Source organism: Aeromonas molluscorum, from assembly GCF_051376105.1.
GTDB classification, from domain to species: domain Bacteria; phylum Pseudomonadota; class Gammaproteobacteria; order Enterobacterales; family Aeromonadaceae; genus Aeromonas; species Aeromonas molluscorum.
The window spans coordinates 141,547-163,671 of the sequence record NZ_JBPQCY010000003.1 but is presented as its reverse complement, the minus strand read 5'-3'; the positions used below and the strand labels follow the sequence as shown (position 1 = coordinate 163,671).

Annotated in this window: 23 protein-coding genes; 9 read left to right on the top strand and 14 right to left on the bottom strand. The window is 60.8% G+C overall.

What is annotated here, in order from left to right:
- The first annotated feature begins 203 nt into the window (after positions 1-203).
- Entirely contained in the window at positions 204-1,334 is a 1,131-nt protein-coding gene (ompA, locus tag ACSMDR_RS20025) for a porin OmpA (RefSeq protein WP_436469459.1), read from the top strand.
- A gap of 105 nt (positions 1,335-1,439) precedes the next feature.
- Here the strand turns inward: ompA and ACSMDR_RS20020 are convergent, their stop codons facing one another.
- Positions 1,440-1,907, bottom strand: a complete 468-nt coding sequence (locus ACSMDR_RS20020) for an HPP family protein (RefSeq protein ID WP_436469458.1) — start codon at positions 1,905-1,907, stop codon at positions 1,440-1,442.
- A gap of 81 nt (positions 1,908-1,988) precedes the next feature.
- Between ACSMDR_RS20020 and ACSMDR_RS20015 the strand changes: the two genes are divergently transcribed.
- From ACSMDR_RS20015 to ACSMDR_RS20005, 3 genes are all read left to right on the top strand, one after another.
- On the top strand, positions 1,989-2,552 hold the full coding sequence (locus ACSMDR_RS20015) for a TetR/AcrR family transcriptional regulator (protein WP_436469457.1): 564 nt from the start codon (positions 1,989-1,991) through the stop codon (positions 2,550-2,552).
- A gap of 45 nt (positions 2,553-2,597) precedes the next feature.
- Positions 2,598-3,344, top strand: a complete 747-nt coding sequence (locus ACSMDR_RS20010) for an SDR family oxidoreductase (protein ID WP_436469456.1) — start codon at positions 2,598-2,600, stop codon at positions 3,342-3,344.
- A 193-nt stretch (positions 3,345-3,537) separates the two neighbouring features.
- Positions 3,538-4,260 carry a head GIN domain-containing protein gene (locus tag ACSMDR_RS20005; RefSeq protein ID WP_436469455.1) on the top strand — a complete coding sequence of 241 codons (723 nt, stop codon included), beginning with the start codon at positions 3,538-3,540 and terminating at the stop codon, positions 4,258-4,260.
- Between the two features lie 124 nt (positions 4,261-4,384).
- Here the strand turns inward: ACSMDR_RS20005 and ACSMDR_RS20000 are convergent, their stop codons facing one another.
- The 3 genes from ACSMDR_RS20000 to ACSMDR_RS19990 all read right to left on the bottom strand — a co-directional run bounded on the left by ACSMDR_RS20000 (position 4,385) and on the right by ACSMDR_RS19990 (position 7,036).
- Positions 4,385-4,891: a DinB family protein gene (locus ACSMDR_RS20000; protein WP_436469454.1), complete on the bottom strand. Its 507-nt coding sequence runs from the start codon at positions 4,889-4,891 to the stop codon at positions 4,385-4,387.
- 96 nt (positions 4,892-4,987) lie between these two features.
- The gene (gene fghA, locus ACSMDR_RS19995; protein WP_005905741.1) at positions 4,988-5,836 is read right to left on the bottom strand and encodes an S-formylglutathione hydrolase; all 849 of its coding nucleotides are present in this window, start codon (positions 5,834-5,836) and stop codon (positions 4,988-4,990) included.
- A gap of 72 nt (positions 5,837-5,908) precedes the next feature.
- Positions 5,909-7,036, bottom strand: a complete 1,128-nt coding sequence (locus tag ACSMDR_RS19990) for an S-(hydroxymethyl)glutathione dehydrogenase/class III alcohol dehydrogenase (RefSeq protein WP_436469453.1) — start codon at positions 7,034-7,036, stop codon at positions 5,909-5,911.
- A gap of 129 nt (positions 7,037-7,165) precedes the next feature.
- On the opposite strand from ACSMDR_RS19990, the gene ACSMDR_RS19985 reads away from it, so the two are divergent.
- A complete protein-coding gene (locus ACSMDR_RS19985) occupies positions 7,166-8,071 on the top strand; it encodes a LysR substrate-binding domain-containing protein (protein WP_436469452.1) in 906 nt (301 codons plus the stop codon).
- Positions 8,072-8,125: 54 nt separating this feature from the next.
- On the opposite strand, the gene ACSMDR_RS19980 is transcribed toward ACSMDR_RS19985, so the two are convergent.
- From ACSMDR_RS19980 to ACSMDR_RS19965, 4 genes are all read right to left on the bottom strand, one after another.
- Complete coding sequence (locus ACSMDR_RS19980) at positions 8,126-9,091, bottom strand: ABC transporter permease (RefSeq protein WP_005907469.1); 966 nt, start codon at positions 9,089-9,091, stop codon at positions 8,126-8,128.
- A gap of 2 nt (positions 9,092-9,093) precedes the next feature.
- Positions 9,094-10,212, bottom strand: coding sequence for an ABC transporter permease (locus ACSMDR_RS19975; protein ID WP_005907471.1), 1,119 nt, complete (start codon positions 10,210-10,212; stop codon positions 9,094-9,096).
- Positions 10,209-11,792, bottom strand: coding sequence for an ABC transporter ATP-binding protein (locus tag ACSMDR_RS19970; RefSeq protein WP_436469451.1), 1,584 nt, complete (start codon positions 11,790-11,792; stop codon positions 10,209-10,211). The genes ACSMDR_RS19975 and ACSMDR_RS19970 overlap by 4 nt, the downstream gene beginning before the upstream one ends.
- A 142-nt stretch (positions 11,793-11,934) precedes the next feature.
- On the bottom strand, positions 11,935-12,933 hold the full coding sequence (locus ACSMDR_RS19965) for a BMP family lipoprotein (protein WP_005907475.1): 999 nt from the start codon (positions 12,931-12,933) through the stop codon (positions 11,935-11,937).
- Positions 12,934-13,451: 518 nt separating this feature from the next.
- Between ACSMDR_RS19965 and uvrD the strand changes: the two genes are divergently transcribed.
- Complete coding sequence (gene uvrD / locus ACSMDR_RS19960; RefSeq protein WP_436469450.1) at positions 13,452-15,623, top strand: DNA helicase II; 2,172 nt, start codon at positions 13,452-13,454, stop codon at positions 15,621-15,623.
- 69 nt (positions 15,624-15,692) lie between these two features.
- Here uvrD and ACSMDR_RS19955 read toward each other — a convergent pair whose 3' ends face one another.
- The 4 genes from ACSMDR_RS19955 to ACSMDR_RS19940 form a co-directional block, all read right to left on the bottom strand.
- The gene (locus tag ACSMDR_RS19955; protein ID WP_436469600.1) at positions 15,693-16,058 is read right to left on the bottom strand and encodes a DUF2846 domain-containing protein; all 366 of its coding nucleotides are present in this window, start codon (positions 16,056-16,058) and stop codon (positions 15,693-15,695) included.
- A 313-nt stretch (positions 16,059-16,371) separates the two neighbouring features.
- Positions 16,372-16,692 carry a hypothetical protein gene (locus tag ACSMDR_RS19950; protein WP_436469449.1) on the bottom strand — a complete coding sequence of 107 codons (321 nt, stop codon included), beginning with the start codon at positions 16,690-16,692 and terminating at the stop codon, positions 16,372-16,374.
- A 128-nt stretch (positions 16,693-16,820) separates the two neighbouring features.
- Entirely contained in the window at positions 16,821-17,132 is a 312-nt protein-coding gene (locus tag ACSMDR_RS19945; protein ID WP_436469448.1) for a BON domain-containing protein, read from the bottom strand.
- A gap of 702 nt (positions 17,133-17,834) precedes the next feature.
- A complete protein-coding gene (locus ACSMDR_RS19940) occupies positions 17,835-18,785 on the bottom strand; it encodes a transposase (RefSeq protein WP_436469447.1) in 951 nt (316 codons plus the stop codon).
- Between the two features lie 179 nt (positions 18,786-18,964).
- On the opposite strand from ACSMDR_RS19940, the gene ACSMDR_RS19935 reads away from it, so the two are divergent.
- Genes ACSMDR_RS19935 through ACSMDR_RS19925 form a run of 3 tightly spaced genes read left to right on the top strand, consistent with a single transcriptional unit; the run spans position 18,965 to position 19,877 of the window.
- Positions 18,965-19,117: a DUF3309 family protein gene (locus ACSMDR_RS19935; protein WP_201764981.1), complete on the top strand. Its 153-nt coding sequence runs from the start codon at positions 18,965-18,967 to the stop codon at positions 19,115-19,117.
- A 27-nt stretch (positions 19,118-19,144) separates the two neighbouring features.
- Positions 19,145-19,564 (top strand): BON domain-containing protein, encoded by a 420-nt coding sequence (locus ACSMDR_RS19930; protein ID WP_436469446.1) that lies wholly within the window; start codon positions 19,145-19,147, stop codon positions 19,562-19,564.
- Between the two features lie 25 nt (positions 19,565-19,589).
- Positions 19,590-19,877 (top strand): sll1863 family stress response protein, encoded by a 288-nt coding sequence (locus ACSMDR_RS19925; RefSeq protein ID WP_436469445.1) that lies wholly within the window; start codon positions 19,590-19,592, stop codon positions 19,875-19,877.
- A 312-nt stretch (positions 19,878-20,189) separates the two neighbouring features.
- On the opposite strand, the gene fabF is transcribed toward ACSMDR_RS19925, so the two are convergent.
- Positions 20,190-21,467 (bottom strand): beta-ketoacyl-ACP synthase II, encoded by a 1,278-nt coding sequence (fabF, locus tag ACSMDR_RS19920; protein WP_436469444.1) that lies wholly within the window; start codon positions 21,465-21,467, stop codon positions 20,190-20,192.
- On the bottom strand, positions 21,464-21,991 hold the full coding sequence (locus tag ACSMDR_RS19915; protein ID WP_436469443.1) for a winged helix-turn-helix transcriptional regulator: 528 nt from the start codon (positions 21,989-21,991) through the stop codon (positions 21,464-21,466). Before ACSMDR_RS19915 ends, fabF begins: the two co-directional genes overlap by 4 nt.
- Positions 21,992-22,125: the final 134 nt, after the last annotated feature.

Genomic DNA, 22,125 nt, shown 5'->3' with positions numbered 1-22,125 from the left:
TTAGCCGGACAGCCATCGTAGCGCCATGGGTTCATGTTTTGTTTGTCAGCCAGTTCACACTCTGGGATCTCTGGTCATTTGAGACCCGGTGCGAATGGGATAGGCTGGTGAAGGCGGCCCTGCACGGCGCCCGGCATCATGGCCTGGATTATTGCCATGTCGCCAGACCCCAAGACAGATGACTCAAGGAAGAGGCACTTAAGATGACAAGAACCCTGCTGGCGGCCCTGATAGGTGCGACATGCACGAGTGGATTAGCCCAGGCTCAGGCGCTGGACAACAGCTGGTATCTGGGGGGCAAGGCCGGCTGGTCCCACTATTTCGGAGCGGATTTCGAGCCTGACATCGATGAGGCATTCAAGCTGGTGGGTGCCGATGAACAGGGCGACGATCTCGGTCTGGGCCTGTTCGTCGGCTATCAGCTTAACCCCAATCTCGGCTTCGAGCTGGGGTACGACCACCTCGGCAAGTATCGGTTGAGCGGTCGGCGTAGCGAGGGAGGGAGCAGTGCCCGGTTGGCGGGGGAGGCCAGGAGTCAGATGATCCAGGCCAGCATGCGTATCGGTTTCCCCGCGACCCAGAGTCTGGATCTCTATGGCAGGCTCGGGGGCGCCTATGCCTGGACCGAGAGCGACCTGAGCGCAGCACTCACCACGAGTAGCCGCCAGTTCAACGAGTCGGCCAACGGCAACAAATACCATGGCGCCGCCTTCGTCGGCGCCCTCGGCGCCGAGTATGCCTTCAATTCCAGCTGGGCTCTGCGCCTCGAATACCAGTACAGCACCCCCCTTGGCAGTACCTCCCCGAGCGAGTCAGGCATAGAGCTGGATAACGGCCTGCTTGCCTTGGGGCTGGTCTATCGCTTCGGCCAGGGAGAAGAGGAGGTGGTTGCGGCCAGCCCGGCACCGGCCGCCGTCGTCCCCGCCACCGTCATCATGCAGCAGCGCTTCACCCTGAGTTCGGATGTGCTGTTCGAGTTCAACAAGGCGAACCTCAGGCCTGAGGCCAACCAGGCGCTGGATACCCTGTTCCAGCAGATCGTTGCGGCCAACCCTCAGGACGGCATAGCGACAGTGGTGGGCCACACGGACAGGTTGGGCTCGGATGACTATAACCAGAAGCTGTCTTCGCTGCGTGCCCGCTCCGTGGCCGATGCGCTGATCGGCCGTGGCTGGCCGGCAGAAAAGATGCAAGTGGAAGGCCGGGGCGAGCGGGAACCCGTCACCGCCAATCAGTGCAACAGTGGCAGCAAGCGTGAACTCATCGTCTGTCTGGCACCGGATCGGCGGGTCGAGGTCAAGTTGAACGGCGTCGGCGAGAGGTCGCCGCAATAGACGAGCCCTGGCCCCAGGATGACTATCTTACAGGCTGGTGCAGCCAGCCAGAGCTTGGGAAGAGACAAAACAGGGAGGCCAAGCCTCCCTGTTTTGCGTCGTACTTCAGTGTAAGGCCAGGGCGCGTCGCTGCCAGTGGCCGAGCCGACGGTAGCCTGCGGCAATCAATATCAGCAACAGGGCTCCGGGCAGCACAGTCTGCCAGAGGAAGGGCCAGGACTGGGCCGTGAGCAGCACCAGCAACGGATTGGCGCCAGCGGGGGGATGTATCAGCCCCAGGCCCTGCATCAGTGCGATGGCAAGGCCTACCCCGAGTGCCAGTTTGAGCTCCAGAGGCAGGGGCAGCAGCTGCACCAGCAGACCCACCCCGGCCGCCAGCAGATGACCCCCCAGCACGTTCTGCGGCCGAGCCAGCGGGCTCTCTGGCAGGGAGAACAGCAGCACGCAACTTGCGCCAAAAGGGGCCATCAGCAGGGTCAGCTGCCAATCCAGATCCAGCCAGCCAAGCAGGGCTATGGCCAGGCTGGCCCCTAGTCCTGCCAGCAGGGCAGCTTGCCATCGTCTTTTCTCCATCTCGCGTCTCCTTGTGTGGGTCCCTTGACCCAGGTTGAGACATTAGGTAGACAGATCGGTGTACTTCAAGGGGGAATTGCAATGAGCGAGAAACGGCAGCAACTGATGACGACCGCCTACCGGCTGTTCAACCGTCATGGTTTTCACGCCACCGGCATCGACAGGATCTGGGCTGAGGCGGGGAGCACCAAGCGTACCCTGTACCGCCACTTTCCTACCAAGGATGCCCTGATCGAGGCGGTGCTGATCGCCCGCGACGCCGAGTTCTTCGCCCTGCTCGATGTCTGGCTGGCAGGTGTTGAGGGGCCAAGGGCCAGGCTGCAGGCCCTGCTCGATGGCTTCGCCGACTGGTTTGGGCGCAGCGATTTCTATGGTTGCAACTTCATCAATGCCAGCGCCGAGTTTGGGGATCCTCGCCATCCGGTTCGCAAGCTGGTGGCGGCGCACAAGCGTGCTCTGCTGCTGTGGGTGAGCCATAACCTGGGTTGTGACGAGCAGACTGCCACCCGGCTGTGTCTGCTGTTGGAGGGGGCGGTCGTGATGACGCACAGCTATCAGCAGGCCGAGGCCCTGAGTCAGGTCAGGCCCCTGGCGCTGACCCTGCTTGGCCTGGCGCAGGCGGACGACATAACCGGGAATGCATGAGAGGATGGTAAACAAGATCAATGGCTTAACGACAAGGAGTCCAGGATGAGCAAGGTGGCACTGATCACGGGAGCGAGTCGCGGCATCGGCGCCGCCACGGCCCGGCTGTTGGCGCAGCAGGGGTATCGACTCTGCCTCAACTATCTGCGGGAAGCGGCCCGCGCCGAGGCGCTGGCCGAAGAGTTGAGCGCCCGGGGCGCCGAGATCCTCACGGTGCAAGCCGATCTCGCCGAAGAGTCGGAGGTGGTGAGGCTGTTTCAGACCCTGGATCGGCGCTTCGGATCCCTCGATGCCCTGGTCAACAATGCGGGCATCTTGCTGCCCCAGAGCCGGGTCGAGGATATGGATGCGGCCCGCATCAACCGCTTGTTGACCACCAATGTCACCAGCCAGTTTCTCTGCTGCCGGGAGGCTGTCCGCCGCATGTCCCACCGTCATGGCGGCCGGGGCGGGGCCATCGTCAATGTCTCCTCGGCGGCGGCCCGACTGGGATCGCCCCATGAGTACGTGGATTATGCCGCCAGCAAGGGCGCCATCGACACGCTTACCCGGGGATTGGCACTGGAGGTGGCCGGGGAGGGGATCCGGGTCAACTGCGTGCGTCCCGGCTTTATCCACACCGAGATGCACGGGGATGGCGGCGAGCCAGGCAGGGTGGCCCGTCTCGCCCCCCAGCTCCCCATGGGGCGCGGTGGGGAGCCGGTCGAGGTCGCCGCCGCCATCCGCTGGCTGCTCGGCGACGAGGCCTCCTATGTCACCGGCGCTTTTATCGATCTGGCTGGGGGCCGCTGAGGGGCGGCCTGCCCCCCATATGGGGTTGGTCAAACTGGCCAATGTGTAGTGAAAATGGCTTTCCCCTGCTTGGGTATAGGGCAGAACAAGAGAATTTTACATATAAATCATGTTGTTATGTTTTGGCATGGGGATTGCGATAAAGGGGGAAGGGTGAGGCCCATGGGGGCCCCTGGCAGCAAGGATGAACAAGATGAAACAGATAGTGGCCATGGTACTGGCATTGGGGTTGGCAGGGTGCAGCTGGCAGGACGATGAGGTCGTTCATGGCCAGGGAGCGTCTGTCATTACGCAGCGGCCCCTCGGGGACAAGGTGGACAGGATACTGGCCGTTGTGCCGGCGGATATCACCCTGGTACCCGGTACACAGCGCAGGATCCGGGTGGAGGGTCAGGAGAACCTCTTGCCCTACCTGACCTTCAGCGAGAGCGGTCGCAAGCTGGAGATAGAGGTCAAGGAGGGATACCAACTCAGCCCTGGTGAGCGGATCAGGGTCACCATCACCCTGCCTGTCCTGCGTGAGCTGGCCCTGGCAGGGGGCAGCCAGGGTGAGATAGGCGCCTTCGAGGGGGATGAGCTGACCCTCTCCCTGGCGGGATCCGGGGGCATACATACCGATCGGCTGGAGATGAAGCGCCTGGAGGGCAACATTGCCGGCTCTGGGGATCTTGCCCTCGGACAGGGCCATGCCGACAGCCTCACCTTCAACATCGCAGGATCCGGCGGCATCGCCGCCGGGGATCTGCTGGCCCGGGAGGTCGAGATCAACATTGCCGGCAGCGGCGATGTGGCGGTACGCGCCGAGCAGAGGCTGACTGCCACCATCGCGGGCTCCGGCAGCATAGACTACTGGGGGGATCCCGAGATAGAGAGCGAGATCCTGGGGGTGGGACAGCTGGTGCGCAGAGGGGGCTGAGCCCGGCGGCAGCTGACGAGATAAAAACGGGCCAATGGGCCCGTTTTCTTTGCTGTGCCTGCCCGCCAGGGGAGAGCGCGCCTTCTTGCTTGCGTCGTCTTCCCGCCCCTGCCTGCATGGTGGCTCAGGCGAGGGGAAGGTGCAGCCCTTGGTCGGCGTTGAGCCGCATCAGCAGCCACTGCATCCCGGCGAGGTGCTGGTGGTCATGGCTGACCAGCAGGCGCACCAGGCCATCCAGGGTGATCTCCCCATAGTTGCCATATTGGGCCCGTCGCCCCCAGACAGAGGGGGGCAGCCCCTGGAGCCAGCTGACTGTGTGAGTGCGGGCGGCGCGAAAGCGGGCCAGCTGCACGGCGGGATCCTGATGGGGATAGTCATTGTCCTGGGCCAGCTGATAGCCATCGAGGGAGGCCAGCTGGGGGAGCGCTTCATCCAGGGTACGCTGGATGCGCACCTGATAGCCTTGCGTCTCTATGTCCAGCAGGTGGCAGAGGTGGCCAAGGGCCGAGAAACGCTCCGAAGGGATGCCGGCCCAGTTGGCCGGCTCCCAGTTCAGGCAGTCACCGGGCACCTGAGCCAGCAGCTGTTCGAATCGATCCGGCATGGCTCGCAGCGTGGTAAAGATATTCATCCTTGAGTTCTGTTCCTTGCTCAAACGGGGTCGTCCTGGGCTATCCACAGGGAGTGTGGCTCCTGGACGAGCATTCAGGGCCGATGATCGGGCTGATCAGTCTCGCTCGAGCAGGTGCTCGGCGTGAAAACGCAGGTGCGCCTCGATGAAGCTCGCCACGAAGTAGTAGCTGTGGTCATAGCCAGCGTGGCGATGCAGTGCCAGGGGCCATCCCTTGGCCTCGGCCGCTTCGGCCAGGGCATCGATACCGAGCTGCTCATCGAGGAAGGGGTCGTCCAGGCCGACATCGACCCGGGTCGGCAGCGGCTGACAGTCGTGATGGCGCAACAGCTGGCAGCTGTCCCACTCCTGCCACAGCAGGGGGTTGTTGCCCAGATAGGCACCCAGTGCTTTTTGGCCCCAGGGGCTGCGGCTCGGGTGGCTGATGGGGCTGAAAGCCGATACCGAGCGGTAACGACCCGGCTCACGCAGGGCGGCGATGAGGGCACCATGGCCGCCCATGGAGTGACCGCTGATGGCGCGGCGGCTCGAGATGGGGAAGTGGGTCTCGATGAGGGCGGGCAGCTCCTTGGTGACATAGTCATACATCTGGTAGTGCTCACGCCAGGGCGACTGGGTGGCGTTGACGTAGAAGCCCGCGCCCTTGCCGAGGTCGTAACCGGCATCATCCGCCACCTGCTCGCCCCGGGGGCTGGTATCCGGCGCCACCAGGGCGATGCCCAGTTCGGCAGCGATGCGCTGGGCACCGGCTTTTTGCATGAAGTTTTCGTCGCTGCAGGTGAGGCCGGACAGCCAGTAGAGCACGGGTACCTTCTGGCCGGTCAGCGCCTGGGGCGGAAGATAGACGGCGAAGCGCATCTCGCAGCCGAGCACGCTTGACTCATGTCGGTACTGCTTGTGCCAGCCATCGAAGCTCTTGTTGCTGGCGATGATATCTAACGACATCTGGGGATCTCCTGCGCCAATGGGCGCCTGGGATGAAAAAAGAGGGGCGGGAATGCTCCCGCCCGGCCCGACTCAGTAGTGGATGACGGTGCGGATGCTCTTGCCTTCGTGCATCAGATCGAAGGCTTCGTTGATCTGCTCAAGCCCCATGGTGTGGGTGATGAAGTCGTCCAGCCGGAACTCACCCTGCATGTAGCGCTGCACATAGCTTGGCAGTTCGCTGCGACCCCGTACGCCGCCGAAGGCACTGCCGCGCCAGACACGACCAGTGACCAGCTGGAACGGACGGGTACTGATCTCCTGACCGGCCCCGGCCACGCCGATGATGACGGATTCACCCCAGCCCTTGTGGCAGCATTCGAGCGCCGCGCGCATCACCTTGACGTTGCCGATGCACTCGAACGAGAAGTCGACGCCGCCGTCGGTGAGCTCGACGATCACCTCCTGGATGGGCTTGTCGTAATCGTTCGGGTTGATGCAGTCGGTGGCACCCAGCTTGCGGGCCAGCTCGAACTTGCTCTCGTTGATGTCGATGGCGATGATGCGACCTGCCTTGGCCAGGCGCGCGCCGATCACGGCGGAGAGGCCGATGCCGCCCAGTCCGAAGATGGCGACGCTCTCACCCTCTTTCACCTTGGCGGTGTTCATCACGGCGCCTATGCCGGTGGTGACGCCGCAGCCGAGCAGGCACACCTCTTCCAGCGGAGCGGCCGGGTCCACCTTGGCGATGGAGATCTCGGGCAGTACCGTGTACTCGCTGAAGGTCGAGGTGCCCATGTAGTGGTAGATGGGTTGGCCATCTTTCGAGAAACGGGTGGTGCCATCCGGCATCAGTCCCTTGCCCTGGGTGGTGCGGATCTTCTGGCACAGATTGGTCTTGCCGGATTTGCAGAACTTGCACTCGCCGCACTCCGGGGTGTAGAGCGGGATCACGTGATCCCCCACCTTGACGCTGGTGACCCCTTCGCCGATGGACTCGACTATGCCGCCACCCTCATGGCCCAGGATGCAGGGGAAGACCCCTTCGGGGTCTTCGCCCGAGAGGGTGAAAGCGTCGGTGTGGCAGACGCCGGTGGCGACAATGCGCACCCGCACTTCACCGGCCTGGGGCGGCATCACCTCGATCTCTTCGATGGAGAGAGGCTGACCCGGGCCCCAGGCGATGGCGGCCTTGCACTTGATGCTCTGTACCTGTGCCATGAAAGGATCCTCTTGTTGTGCGCTGGAATGGGAAATTAAAAGGTCGATTTGAACCTGTCTGAGTGTAGTTTCCCATTCATTTGGTGATAATAGGGTCAAATATCAAATCACTTTTACTGACAGGTAATAATGTTCGGCTGGGAAGGGGTCTGTGAATTTGTCAGCGTGGCGGAGCAGGGGGGCTTTACCCCGGCGGCCCGCCAGCTGGGGGTGTCGGTGGCCCAGGTGAGCCGACAGGTGGCGCAACTGGAAGACAGGTTGCAGGCCAAGTTGCTGCTGCGCACCACCCGTCAGGTGCGACTCACCGAGCTTGGCGAGATCTACTACCGCCACTGTCGCCAGCTGCTCGACAACCTCTACGAGGCCGAACTGGCCCTGGGTCGCCATCAGGCCCAGCCCCAGGGCCTGCTGCGCATCACGGCCCCCGTCTCCTATGGCGAGAGTCGCATCGCCCCCCTGGTGAACGACTTCATGGTGCGCTATCCGGCCCTGGAGGTGACCCTCAACCTCACCAACCAGCTGCTGGATCTGGTGCATGACGGGTACGATCTGGCGATCCGGCTTGGTCACCTCAAGGATTCCAGCCTGGTGGCGCGGCGCCTGGCGGGGCGGGTGCCTTATGTGTGCGCCTCCCCGGCCTATACGGCGCGCCGGGGCATGCCCAACAGCCTCTCCGAGCTGGCTCGCCATACCTGCCTGCTGGGCAATGGCGACGAGTGGCACTTCACCCTGGATGCTCGCCCCTACAGCGTGCGGGTGCGCGGCCTGCTCAAGTGCAACAGCGGCCACGCCCTGGTGGACGCGGCCCTCAAGGGCATAGGCATAGTGCAGTTGCCCGATTACTACGTCAGCGATCATTTGGCCGCCGGTCGCCTCATCGAGCTGCTACCCGAGCTGCGTGCTCCCGAGGAGGGGATCTGGGCACTCTATCCACAAAATCGCCACCTCTCCCCCAAGGTGCGGCTTTTGGTGGACTATCTGGCCGAGCGGCTCGGCGAACCGGGTCAGGTCTCACTGGCGCCGCCCATCGGCTAAATCGCAGACAAGAAAAAGGGCCCATGGGGCCCTTTTTGCAGCTGTCGGTCGCGCTTATTCGCGCTCCTTCACATAAGGTGTGCCGAGTGCCTTGGGTGCCACCGCCTTGCCGATGAAACCGGCCAGCAGGAACACGGTCAGCACATAGGGCAGCGCCTCTATGGCCTGCACCGGGATGGGGAAGTCACCGATGCTGACCCCTTGCAGGCGGATGGCGACCGCATCGAGGAAGCCAAACAGCAGGCAGGCCGCCATGGCGCTCCAGGGGCGCCACTTGCCGAACACCAGAGCCGCCAGCGCCATGAAGCCCTTGCCCGCGCTCATGTTGGGGATGAACTGGGCGGTCTGGGCCACCGCCAGATAGGTGCCCCCTATCCCGGCCAGCAAGCCCCCTATGATGAGCGCCGTATAGCGCATTCGCACCACGGAAATACCAGCGGTATCGACCGCCGCCGGTGCCTCGCCCACGGCGCGCAGGCGCAGGCCGAAGCGGGTACGAAACAGCACCCACCAGGCCAGGGGAACCACGGCAAAGGCGGCATACTCCAGCAGGGAGTGACCGCTCAGCAGCTCGCTGTAGAGCTGGCCGATGACGGGCACGTCATGGAGCTCCCTGGCATAGGGCAGATCGATGGGGGCGAAGCGAGCGGCGCCGGAGAGCGCCGGGGTCTGGCCGCCCTGATCGAACCAGTAACGGCCGAGGGTGACGGTCAGGCCCGCCGCCAATATGTTGATGGCCATGCCGCTCACCACCTGATCGCCCCTGTGGGTGATGGTGGCAAAGCCATGAAGCAGGGCGAACAGGATGGAGACGCCCACCCCGGCGCCCAGGCCAACCCAGGCGGAGCCGGAGACGGCGGCCGCCGCGCCGCTGGCAAAGGCAGCGGCTAGCAGCTTGCCCTCCAGGGCGATGTTGACCACGCCGGAGCGTTCGCAAAACATGCCTGCCATGGCCGCTAGAATAAGCGGCGGCGCGGTACGCACCGTGGCATCCAGCATCAGTATCAGAGTTTCGAACATGATCAGACTCCTTTGACTTGCGTAGCCGGGCGATGGGCAAGCGCCAGATAGATCTGCTCGATGCGCGGACGCAGCATGTGCTCCAGGGCGCCGCAGAACAGGATCACCAGCCCTTGCAATACCACCACTATGTTGCGATCCACCCCGAACTCGAAGCTGAGCTCGGCGCCGCCCTGATAGAGGAAGCCGAACAGCAGGCTGGCGATGATGACGCCGACCGGGTGGTTGCGCCCCATCAGGGCGACCGCGATGCCGGTGAAGCCGAAGCCCTCCACGAAGTTGAGCTTGATCTGGTGCAGCTCACCCTGCAGCACGTTGAGGGCGAAGAAACCCGCCAGCATGCCGGAGATCACCATGGCCAGGATCACCACCTTGGGATAGGAGATGCCCGCATAGGCCGAGGCCGAGGCGCTGGCGCCCACGGCGCGGATCTCGTAGCCCCAGCGGCTATGCCAGATGAAGACCCATACCAGGGCCGCGCAGATCAGCGCCCAGAAGAAGCTGATATTGAGCGGGCTGTTGGGGATGCTCATGCCCAGCCCTGCTGCCAGTTCGCTCATCTTCGGCAGCCAGCTGTTCACCGCAAACACCTTGCTCTCGGTGGCCATGGAGCCTGCCGGCTTGAAGACATCGACCAGCAAGTAGGCCATCAGGGAGGCGGCGATGAAATTGAACATGATGGTGGTGATGACGATGTGGCTGCCACGCTTGGCTTGCAACCAGGCCGGGATGAAGGCCCAGGCCGCGCCAAACAGGCCACCGGCGATGATGGCGAGCGGCACCAGCAGCAGGGGCGGCAGCAGGTCGCCAAGCAGCAGGCAGACCAGTCCCACTCCCAGACCGCCGATATAGGCCTGACCCTCACCGCCAATGTTGAACAGACCGGCGTGGAAGGCGACCGCCACCGCCAGACCGGTGAAGATGAAGCCGGTGGCGTAGTAGAGGGTGAAACCTATCCCTTCACCCGTGCCAAAGGCGCCGTACCACATGATCTCGGCGGCCTCGAGGGGGTTGATGTCCAAGTAGTAGAACAGGATGGCGGAGACCAGGAAGGCCAGCCCAATGTTCATGACAGAGAGGACGCCGACCGATACCCAGGCCGGAACGCGTGGTTGACTCATTGCTGGGACTCCTTGCCACTCCCCTGAACGGGGATCTCATCGGGGACTATGTTCGCCATCATCAGGCCTATGGTGCGCTCGTCCGCCGTGGCGGCATCCAGCTCACCGACCAGGCGGCCATCGCTGATCACCAGAATGCGATCAGAGAGGGAGAGGATCTCGTCCAGCTCCACCGACACCAGCAGCACGGCCTTGCCCTGATCGCGCATGGCGATGATCTGCTGGTGGATATATTCGATGGCGCCTATGTCCACGCCCCGGGTCGGCTGGCCTATCAGCAGCACGTCCGGATCCTGTTCCACCTCCCGGGCTATCACCAACTTTTGCTGATTGCCGCCGGAGAAGTTGGCCGTCCTGTTGTCAGGGTTCGGCGGGCGTACGTCCCACTTGTCCATCTTGGCCTGGCAGTCCTGGCGGATGGCGCCTTTGTCCTGCAGCCAGCCGCTGTTGTACATGGGGCGCTTGTGGTAGCCGAGGATGAAGGCCTCCTGGGCCTCGAAGCGGTTGATGAGGCCCATCTTGTGTCTGTCTTCCGGCACATGGCCGAGACCGTAGTCGCGCACCTGCTCCGGGCTGGCCGGATGCTGGCCATCGATGCGATGCACGCTGCCCTTGCCGTGCAGGGTGAAGCCGCCCTGGCTTGGTTTGAGGATGCCGCCGAGCAGGCTGAGCAGCTCGGACTGGCCGTTGCCAGAGACGCCGGCCACGCCGACCACTTCCCCGGCCCGCACCGCAAAGCTGACCGACTTGAGCCGCTCGACCCCGTCGTCATCGCGATAGCTGAGGCTGTCTACCTGCAACTTGGGGGGGCCGGGCTGGGCCGGGCCCTTGTCGACCTTGAGTCGCACCTTGCGGCCCACCATGAGTTCGGCCAGCTGCTCCTTGTCGGTATCCTGGGTGGCGACGTGGGCCACCATCTCGCCCCGACGCATGATGGAGACCCGGTCCGTGATGGCCAGGATCTCGCGCAGCTTGTGGGTGATGAGCATGATGGTCGTGCCCTGATCCCGCAGCTTTTTCAGCACCTCGAACAGGTGATCCGCCTCTTGCGGGGTCAGCACTCCGGTCGGTTCGTCGAGGATCAGAATGCGGGCGCCGCGATAGAGCGCCTTGAGGATCTCGACCCGCTGCTGCAGGCCGACCGGCAAGTTCTCGATCTTCTCGTGCAGCGGTACGTCCAGACCATAGTCCCGGGCCAGCTCGCCGAGCAGCCTCTCGGCGGCGGCCAGGCTCTTGCCAAGGTGCCAACCGTTCTCGGCGCCGAGAATGACGTTTTCCAGCACGGTAAAATTGTTCACCAGCATGAAGTGCTGATGCACCATGCCCACGCCTGCGGCGATCGCATCTTGTGAGCCATGGGGTCTGAAGGGGTTGCCGTCGATGAACATCTCACCGCGATCGGCATGATAAAAACCGTAGATGATGCTCATGAGCGTCGATTTGCCGGCGCCATTTTCGCCGACGATGCCATGAATGCTGCCTTTTTGAACCTGCAGGTCGATCTGCTTGTTGGCGTAAACCTCGCCGAACCGCTTATCGATACCGCGCAATTCGATGGCGTAGCGATCTGTCTGGTCCATGATGCAGTCCTTGCTAATCATGAAGTGTCTCCGCCCGCGCCCGGCAGTGCGGCTATCCGTAGCCAGCCTGTGCCAGGGGGGGGAGACTCAAAAACCGGCCCGCGAACGGGCCGGTGGTGGGGTGTCGAGTAGCGAGGAACTATCAGTAGTTACAAGTGCTGTCGCTCATGTAGTCATGCACCTTGACCTTGCCGGCGATGATGTCGGCCTTGATGGCATCCGCCTTGGCTTTCATCTCGGGGGTGATCAGCGCCTCGTTGTCTTTATCCAGCGCCCAATCCACACCGCCCTCGGCCAGCCCCAGGGACTGAATACCCGGCTGCCAGGTGCCCTTGGCGCCATCTTCCCAGGTCTTGTAGGCGGCCAGGCCGACGGACTTGACCATGGAGGTCAGCATGGTGCCCGGCTGCAAGTGGTTCTGGTTGGAATCCACGCCGATGGCCAGCTTGCCTTCATCCTTGGCGGCCTGATAGACGCCGATACCAGTGCCACCGGCGGCGGCATACACCACGTCGGCGCCCTTGGCGAACTGGGACTTGGCGAGCTCGGCACCTTTGGCCGGGTCGGCAAAGGCCGACGGGGTGGAGCCGGTCATGTTCTGGAAGACATCGATCTTCGGATTGACGTACTTGGCACCTTGCTCATAACCGCACTGGAACTTGCGGATCAGCGGGATATCCATGCCGCCCACGAAGCCGACCTTGCCGGTTTTGGAGGCCATGGCTGCCAGGGCGCCGACCAGGAAGGAACCCTCATGCTCCTTGAAGACGATGGATTGCACGTTCGGCTTGTCGACCACCATGTCGATGATGGTGAACTGCACCTTCGGGAACTCGGTGGCGACCTTCTCGACCGCCGAGCCCATGTTGAAGCCGACGGCGACGATCGGGCTGTTGCCACGGCTGGCCAGGCGACGCAGACCCTGCTCGCGCTGGGCTTCGTTCTGGGGTTCGAACTCCTTGACCTTGACCCCTTTGTCCTTGTTGTAGACTTCGACGCCGTTGCGGAACACGGCCTCGTTGAACGACTTGTCAAATTTGCCTGCGGTGTCATAGATGACGGCGGGTTGGGAAGCTGCCTGGGCCGAGAGAGCGGCCAGGGTGAAGGCGGCCACGCTGGCCAGTTTGAGTACCTTAGTCACGATCTTATCCTTGATTGTTATTGAGGGTCCATGGCCTGCTGGTGCAGGCGCCAGTGCACGCAGGCTAACTGTAAGTGAGTGAGCATGGGGGTCAAGGCGTGCGTGACAGAAAAACGTTTGCGCTAACGAATTGAAACATAAGCAAACGGCTTTATAAGTGGTTGTTTATAAGCATTTTTATGGTTTTTTGTGCTGTAAAAGCCAAGCTCCAAATGACATTTTGATTACAAATCATAGGGTTGTGCGCAAGCGTTTTCCTCTGTTGGGCCGATAGCCGGTTTCTATTGATTCCCATTTGACCGATTTACGGTGTGTGAGGCTGCTTGGCCATCTTCTTCTCCCCGTGGCGCAAGCCAGTCGGCAAGAGAGGTCGCCGCTGAAGGGCAGGGGGGAGGGTGCGCCCCGGAAGAGGCGCTGAGGACATGGCCGGGGATCTTCTCTTTGGGCATAAACGCCGATTTGGCCTGAGCCCACTCTGCCCGTATAATCCCTGCCTGTATAAATAAACAGGAGTGGTGATGGACGTTTCAACCCTGCTCGACGGGCTCAACGACAAGCAAAGAGATGCCGTTGCGGCGCCCCGTAGCAATCTGCTGGTACTGGCTGGCGCCGGCTCGGGCAAGACCCGGGTGCTGGTGCACCGTATCGCCTGGCTGATGCAGGTGGAGCGTTGTTCACCCTTCTCCATCATTGCGGTGACCTTCACCAACAAGGCGGCGGCCGAGATGCGTGGCCGGGTGGAAAAGGTGCTGGGCGCGAGCCAGCGCGGCATGTGGATAGGCACCTTCCACGGCATCGCTCACCGCCTGCTGCGGGCCCACCATCTGGATGCGGGTCTGCCCCAGGATTTCCAGATCCTCGATTCAGACGACCAGTACCGTCTCATCCGCCGCGTCATCAAGGCGCTCAACCTCGACGAGAAGCACTGGGCACCGCGCGCCGTGATGGGCTACATCAACGGCAAGAAGGACGAGGGCTTGCGCCCCGGCGACATCGACCTCTACGGTGACCCCGTCACCCGCACCTATCAGCAGATCTACAAGACCTACCAGGAGACCTGCGATCGCTCCGGGCTGGTGGATTTTGCCGAGCTGCTGCTGCGTGCTCACGAGCTCTGGCTCAATCGCCCTCACGTGCTCGAACATTACCGGGATCGCTTCCAGAATATCCTGGTGGACGAGTTCCAGGATACCAACGGCATCCAGTATGCCTGGCTGCGGATGCTGGCAGGCGACACCGGGCGGGTGATGATCGTCGGCGATGATGACCAGTCTATCTACGGCTGGCGCGGCGCCAAGATAGAGAACATCCAGCGTTTTCTCACCGACTATCAGGGCGCCGAAACCATTCGTCTGGAGCAGAACTACCGCTCCACCGCCAACATTCTCAAGGCGGCCAACAGCGTCATCGCCAACAACTCGGAGCGGCTCGGCAAGGAGCTGTGGACCGAGGGGGCCGATGGCGAGCCCATCTCCCTCTATGGCGCCTTCAACGAAGTGGACGAGGCCCGCTTCGTGGTCGGCCGCCTCAAGGACTGGAAGGAGAAGGGGGGCCTCTTGGCCGACTGCGCCATTCTGTATCGCTCCAACGCCCAGTCCCGGGTGCTGGAAGAGGCGCTGATGCAGGACGCCATGCCCTATCGCATCTACGGCGGCCTGCGCTTCTTCGAGCGCCAGGAAATCAAAGACGCCATGGCCTACCTGCGCCTTATCAACAATAGAGGCGACGACGCCAGCTTCGAGCGGGTGGTCAACACCCCGACCCGTGGCATCGGCGATCGCACCCTGGAGATATTGCGCAACAATGCCCGGGATCAGGGGCAGAACCTCTGGCAATCGGCCAAGGGACTGCTCAACGACAAGGTGCTGACCGGCCGTGCGGGCAATGCTGTGCGTGGCTTTGTCGATCTGATCGACGCGCTGGAGAGCCAAGTCGGCATGCTGCCGCTGCACCAGCAGGCGGATATCGCCATCCAGAATTCCGGCCTCAAGGCCATGTATCTGGCGGAAAAAGGCGAGAAATCCCAGGCGCGGGTAGAGAACCTGGACGAACTGGTCACCGCCTGCCGCCAGTACCAGCGCCCGGATGAGCTGGAAGATATGAGCGATCTCTCCGCCTTCCTCGCCCATGCTGCGCTGGAGTCCGGCGAGAATCAGGCGGACGAATATGCCGATGCTGTGCAGCTGATGACGCTGCACAGCGCCAAGGGGCTGGAGTTCCCGCTGGTGCTGCTGGTCGGCGTAGAAGAAGGCATGTTCCCCAGCCAACAATCGACCGAGGAGTCGGGGCGGCTCGAGGAGGAGCGCCGCCTTTGTTATGTGGGCATGACCCGCGCCATGGAGAAGCTCTACATCTGTTATGCGGAGAGCCGCCGCATCTACGGCCGCGAGATGTTCCACAAGCCGAGCCGCTTTATCCGCGAGATGCCCGCCGAGTGCCTGGAAGAGATCCGGCTGCGCACCCAGGTCAGCAGACCCACCCAGTACGGCCGCTTCAGCCAGAACGAGGTGCAGCAGAGCTTCGACGCCAGCGGCATCAAGCTCGGCCAGCGGGTGCTCCATCCGAAATTCGGGGAAGGCATAGTGCTGAACTTCGAAGGGGTCGGCCCCCAGAGCCGGGTGCAGATCCAGTTCGACGACGTCGGCGCCAAGTGGTTGGTGACGGCGTATGCACGGCTTGAGGCGCTGTAATTTTTCCCGTCTTTTGAAATAACCAACCCGGCTTAGGCCGGGTTGGTGTTTTTATATTAGCAAGTCTAGTCACTTAACCAGCTTGCTCTCCATCACCCCTTGCTTGCCTTCCTCTTCACTGACCTGACTTAGCTTGGAGCGGGCCATCAGCAGGCCCATTTTGACCTCCTGCCAGACGTAGTAGTTTTTACCCGCCTCGGTGCTGAGGGTCAGGGTGGCATCATTCTCCGACTTGGAGGTGATGGTGTGACTGCCCGGCGTCACCTGCTTGAGGATATAGCTATGGGCCACCGTATCGCCTACGGCAAAGCCATCCACCAGCACCGGCATTTTGACGGCAGTGCCGAAGGTCTCGTTGCGATAGATATAGAGGTTGGCCGCATCTTTGGGGGCCACAAACTGCTTGGCCTGGGCGTCAGCGGTGGTATCGGCCATGGGTACGGATGCACAACCGGAAAGCAGCGCCGCCGACAGCAAAATCCGGGACACCCACCTTTCTGAGTAAGCCGTAGCCAGGCTGGTTATGGAGTGATGGATGGCTCGGGAGCCGGAGCGACAAGATGAAAATCCGGGGCACCCATCTTTCTGAGCAAGCCATAGCCTGGGTGAGACAATGCGGGGAAAAGCCTGGAAAAGCCTGGGACATCCACCTTTCTGGGTAAGCCGTAGTCAGGTCGTTGGTGGGGTGACGGATGGTGGCTCTGGGGCCGGATCGGGCGTAGCAAGATGACGGAGGAGTCTGGGACACCTACCTTTTTGGGTAAGTCGTTGCCAGGCTGGTTGTCGAGAAAATCCGGGGAAAATCCGGGACACCTATCTTTCTGAGCAAGCCATAGCCTGGGTGAGACAATGCGGGCATGGCATCTATATCTTGGTCAAATATGGCGTCGATATGGTTGAGTAAAATGTTGTAGTTGAGCATGGGTTCGGGTTTTTCAATATCAACCAACAGCCCTGGACGCCGCGCTACAGCTTGCTCATATAGCATATGGTTAAGACAGGATGGCAGGAAAAATGTTGAAAATATGCAGTGCCAACAGACATAGAAATGCTCCTGGTTCAGGAGCATAATTTCAACTTTCTATCTCACAGTTAAATTGATCAGGACAAATTTCATCTAAGAGGTGTCAAATAACCCACTCCACACTAAGGACCAATCCATAGCATGCCCCAATGCGGATGTTGACTTGCATAGCCCTATTTTAAACGCAGATCGTTTTTGACGGAGGTGACACCGTTGACGCCTTTGGCGGCAACCACAGCCTTGTTGATATTGGCGCTATCCTTAACAAAACCGCTCAGCTGTACGACGCCTTTGAAGGTTTCCACATTGATTTCAGTCGATTTCAGGTTTGGATCATTGAATATTGCTGCCATAACCTTGGTGGTAATGACAGAGTCATCGACATATTCTCCAGTCCCTTCCTTGGTTGTAGTGGATGCACAACCTACCGCAGTGATCAGAACGGCGATAGCCAGTGGAATTGAAAATATATTTCTAGTTTTCATTTTAGGTTTTACTCCAAGTAATGTTAAATGCTAAAAATTAAAATCTGAAATTCCCATTCAATGAAAAATATCGTTTCCGTGAATGCTGTCGACTCGCATGGAATTACTGAAAGTAATGACACTCACACACTTATCACATTAAGCTGCCAGTGCATTATGGATTGGCTTGCTACGTTCTAATCTACGGCTATGCAATATTGTTGTCTGTGCGCTAACGAACATGACTGTCAGTTATCTTGTGAGGAGTCTGGGACACCCACCTTTTTATGTAAGTCGTTGCCAGGCTGGTTGTCGATGCGGTGGTGGACAATGGGGCAGGGCTAGACGCAACAAGGTGACTGTTCTGGCACGAAAGCCTCCTTGTTCAGGCAGAACCATGCCCGGCATCGGATGACATGCCGGGGGGGACATGAAAAAATCCGGGACACCCATCTTTCTGAGCAAGCCGTAGCCTGGGCAAAGCCTGGGACATCCACCTTTCTGAGTAAGCCGTAGTCAGGTCGTTGGTGGGGTGGAAGAGTCTGGGACACCCACCTTTTTGGGTAAGCCGTTGCCAGGCTGGTTGTCGATGCGGTGGTGGATAATGGGGCAGGGCTAGAAGCAACAAGGTGACTGTTCTGGCACGAAAGCCTCCTTGTTCAGGCAGAACTATGCCTGGCATCGGATGACATGCCGGAGGGGCATGAAATGGAGGCTATCGATTCAAAGTTGCGGCTGGTGACATCGCCGCTGGCCGCAGTGTTGCGCGAACTGTTGGCAATGCGCTCTGTCGCCCACGGCTCTGATGCCTTGCCGTTTAAACAGCGCCACTTGTCGCAACCATTGCGTTGCATCAAGACCCAGCCGTTGCAGGATGGGCGCAAGGTTAGCCGGAATATGACCCCGTTTGTCTGCTCTAATGGCTCGCCCTGTCCCGTCGACCAGTGTTAGATAGTCGATGAAGGCATAGGGCAGGCAATCAGGCTCGCCTTTACTGGAAAACGGCAGCAACAGTGGTGGTGAAGACGGGGCGGATTGTTCGGCATCAAGACGCTGCTTGATGCTGGTGTAGTCGCTCTCTTCGGGCCGGTCGGCAATCGCTGCCCGTATCGGATTGAGGTCAACGTAGGCCATGCAGGCCAGCAGGGCTGATTCGGTAAGCAGGGCCTGACTTTTAAAGCGCCCCTCCCAGAAATGGCCCTTGCAGCCATCTTCCTGATTGGCCTGCCGGGCCAGGTTTTCATTGAGCAGCCGAACAAACCAACTGATGGAATGCAGGCGCTCGCGCCATTTCCCTATCAGCTGTTCTACCACCACCCGTTCCGGTTCAATCAGTAATTCTCCCTGATACCAACGCCTCACCAGCAGCGGCCACTGAAATAGTGCCACCCAGCGCTCGGCTACCTCCCGTTCACTCCATCGGTTAGCTGCATCCGGTTCAACCTTGAGCACCAGGTGGTAGTGGTTGTTCATCACCGCATAGGCGCAAACACCGATAGCAAACAGCCGTGACAATTGACTCAGTCTGTCGACCACCCATTGGCGCCTGTGCTCATAGCTCTGGCCGGAATGGGTATCTTCACCGCACAAGAAGGCTCGCCGCACGCAGCGACTGACCACATGGTAGTAAGGCGTATCTTGCAGACTGATTTGACGGGAACGGGCAATGGTCATCGCAACCTCCTGCTATCTCTCCTTGAGTCAAGAACAGAGGTGCGACGCTGTCAAAAAGGTGGGTGTCCCAAGATGCCCTGTCTGTGTGTTTGCGTACAGACGGTGCTTGTGGATAGGTCGCATTATCAGGCGTGTCGTTTATGCAGCCCGCATAGAACGTTTAGGAGAAAGAGATGACCATGGGAACCGTTCTACTGATCGTGCTGATCCTGCTATTGGTCGGCGTCATTCCACGCTGGCCGCACAGCCAGGGCTGGGGTTACGCGCCAAGCGGCGCCATTGGACTGGTATTGATCATACTGCTCATCCTGATCTTGCTCGGCAAGATCTAGGCAACTTCACTGCGGAGAAATAAACAGATGCGACATCGCAACATCGTCCTCATTGCCATCTCGCTGCTCTGCACGTTCGGGCTGAGCGGATGCGACAAGCCCGGGTCGGCCGAACAGGCCGGCAAAAACATTGATGAAGCGGCCAGCGAGACTGGCAAAAAGGTGGATGAAACCATCGACAAGTATGAAAGCAAGGTGAGCGAACAAGGTGCCGAGAGTGCCCAAGTCTGGGCTGACACCGAAGTCACCACCAAGGTAAAAGCCGGACTCCTCGGCGAGCCCGGGTTGAAGTCACTGCAGATCAGCGTCGATACCGTCGGAGGCGTCGTCACCCTGACGGGTAAGGCCGATTCGCAAGCCAACAGCGACAAGGCCGGTGCCATCGCGCTGGCGATCGATGGTGTCGAGCATGTCGTCAATCAGCTGACACTCACCGCGACCCAGTAAGAGTCATTCACCCAAGGGGAATATCATGGAAGCGTACGAAGCCTATAGAGAAAAAATGAGCGCCCAGCTCAAGGAGTGGGGCAGCCAGATCAGCCTGCTGGAAGCCAAGATGGATAATCTTTCAGCCGACATGAAAATCAAGCGGACTCACGAAATCCAGGCCTTGCGTGCCAAGCAACATGCCGCTTCCGATCAGATGGAAGTGCTCGGCAAGGAGAGCGGCGAGTCCTGGGAGCAAGTCAAACTGACCGCCGACAAAATATGGACTGACCTGAAGATCGGCCTGGCGGACGCACAGTCGAAATTCAAGTGAGCAGGGCGCTTTGCGCCGCAGGGTCACTCTGATCCAGCGGCGAACACAAGGCATCAACCCATAGTTCCCGCGCAAGCGTAAATCAGGAAGAAAATAGCGAGCCCTCTCGTCATGTCTGCCTCAATGAGGCGGTTATCCATACAGGAAGGGCGACGAACGGCGTGGCCCGATCTCTTGGGGCGTAATGGGCACGGCTGTGCCCATTACGCCGACATCTTTATCGAGGCAGCTTTTCGCCGGCTCGGAGACGCCATTCGGCAGCACATGGCAAATGCGCGCTGGCGGGGTTAGGCGGCTTATTCGTTACTGAGATCAGGCCCCCTGCCAGCGCTTGAATAGCACGCTGGCATTTACCCCGCCAAAGCCAAAGCCATTGGAGATGGCGTGCTGGATCTGCATGCTGCGGGCAGCCCCCCGCACTATGTCCACGCCGTTGGCGAGCGGGTCGGGTTGTTGCAAGTTGCGGGTTGCTGGCACTATCTGGTCGCGAATGGCCAGTGCGGTGAAGATGGCCTCAATGCCCCCTGCGGCCCCCAGCAGATGACCGGTGGCCGACTTGGTGGAGGTCACCGCAATCTGGTTGTCATCGCCAAAGACGCGTTTGATGGCGGCCAGTTCCCCCTTGTCACCCACAGGGGTTGAGGTGGCGTGGGCATTGAGGTGCTGGACATCCGCCGCCTGGATGCCAGCCTGATGCAGAGCCGCCGCCATGGCGCGGCGCGCCCCGTCGCCATCCTCGGGGCCTGCGGTCAGGTGATAGGCGTCGGCACTGGTGCCATATCCCACCAGTTCCACTATGGGGGTGGCGCCCCGGGCCAGGGCGTGTTCCAGGGATTCAATGACCAGGATCCCGGCCCCTTCGCCCATGACAAAACCATCGCGATCAACATCGAACGGGCGAGAGGCCGATGCGGGATCATCGGCATAGGCTGACGATAGGGCGCGGGCTGCGGTAAACCCGCCCAGACTGACACGATCTATGGTGGCCTCGGCCCCGCCACAGATGGCGATGTCGGCTTCACCGCAGCGAATGAGGCGGGCGGCATCGCCAATGGCCTGGACCCCTGCGGCGCAGGCCGTTACCGGCGCTCCGAGCGGACCTTTGAAACCGAAGTTGATGGAGACATGACCCGCCGCCATGTTGACCAGAAACGAGGGGATGGTGAAGGGGGACAACCGACGCGGTCCTCGCTCGTCCGTAGTACGCACGGCATCGACGATGGCCGGGAAGCCACCGATGCCCGAGGCGATAATGGTGGCGGTTCGCTCCTGTTCCGCCGCCGTTTTGGGGGCCCAGTTGGCTTGCAGCAGAGCCTCCTTCGCCGCGGCAATGGCAAACAGGATGAAGCGATCCATCTTCTTCTGCTCCTTGGTCGACACCACCGCATCGGGGTCAAACCCCGCCACGGGATCTTCTGCCAGGGAGGGCACCATGGCGCCCACTTTGGCGGCCAGCCCCTCCGTGAATGGCTCCGGCAGGCGGCGCAAGCCGGACTGGCCCGCCAGCAGTCGCTGCCACACCGTCTCCACCCCATATCCAAGCGGAGTCACCGCCCCCATTCCTGTCACAACGATGCGAGTTGAGCTCATGATTCTGATTCCTGTTTCGAAGGGTTGTCGCCGCTCATCGCGCCATGGGCATGGCGCAGACGCTGCTTCATGCCGTCGCTGGCGGTCGGGCCTGGCACCAGTACATGACGCGAGGGGGAAATTTTTTGACCCGTGCGGCCGTCTATCAGCAGGGGTTCGACCAGTTCGCCAGTCTGGGCATCCATCAACTGGATGCTTGCTCCCTCGGGAGCCAGGTGGTTATTGCCCCAGCTGAGCAGCGCGATCAGCACCGGGCTGAGCTCCTGGCCGCGGGGGGTGAGCACATATTGATAGCGAGGAGGGCGCTCGGAGTAGAGCTGCTTCTCCATCAGCCCCCCCTCGACCAGGGTAGTCAGGCGTCGGGTCAGTATATTGGGGGAGATACCAAGACTTTTTTGAAATTCATCGAAGCGCGACAGGCCATGCATGGCATCGCGGATAATCAATAGACTCCACCACTCCCCGACGTGATCCAGGGTACGGGCGATGGGACACTGCTGTTCACTCAGACTCTTCTTGCGCATGCTTGATCATCATGTGACTTTCATTATGAAAGTTACAATAAGGCCCTTACTTCCATTATGCAAGTTACTCGTTCCATCCGCTGACTGTTGATGGTGCTTAACATCTTGGGAGGAGGATTTCCGACAGGCTCATG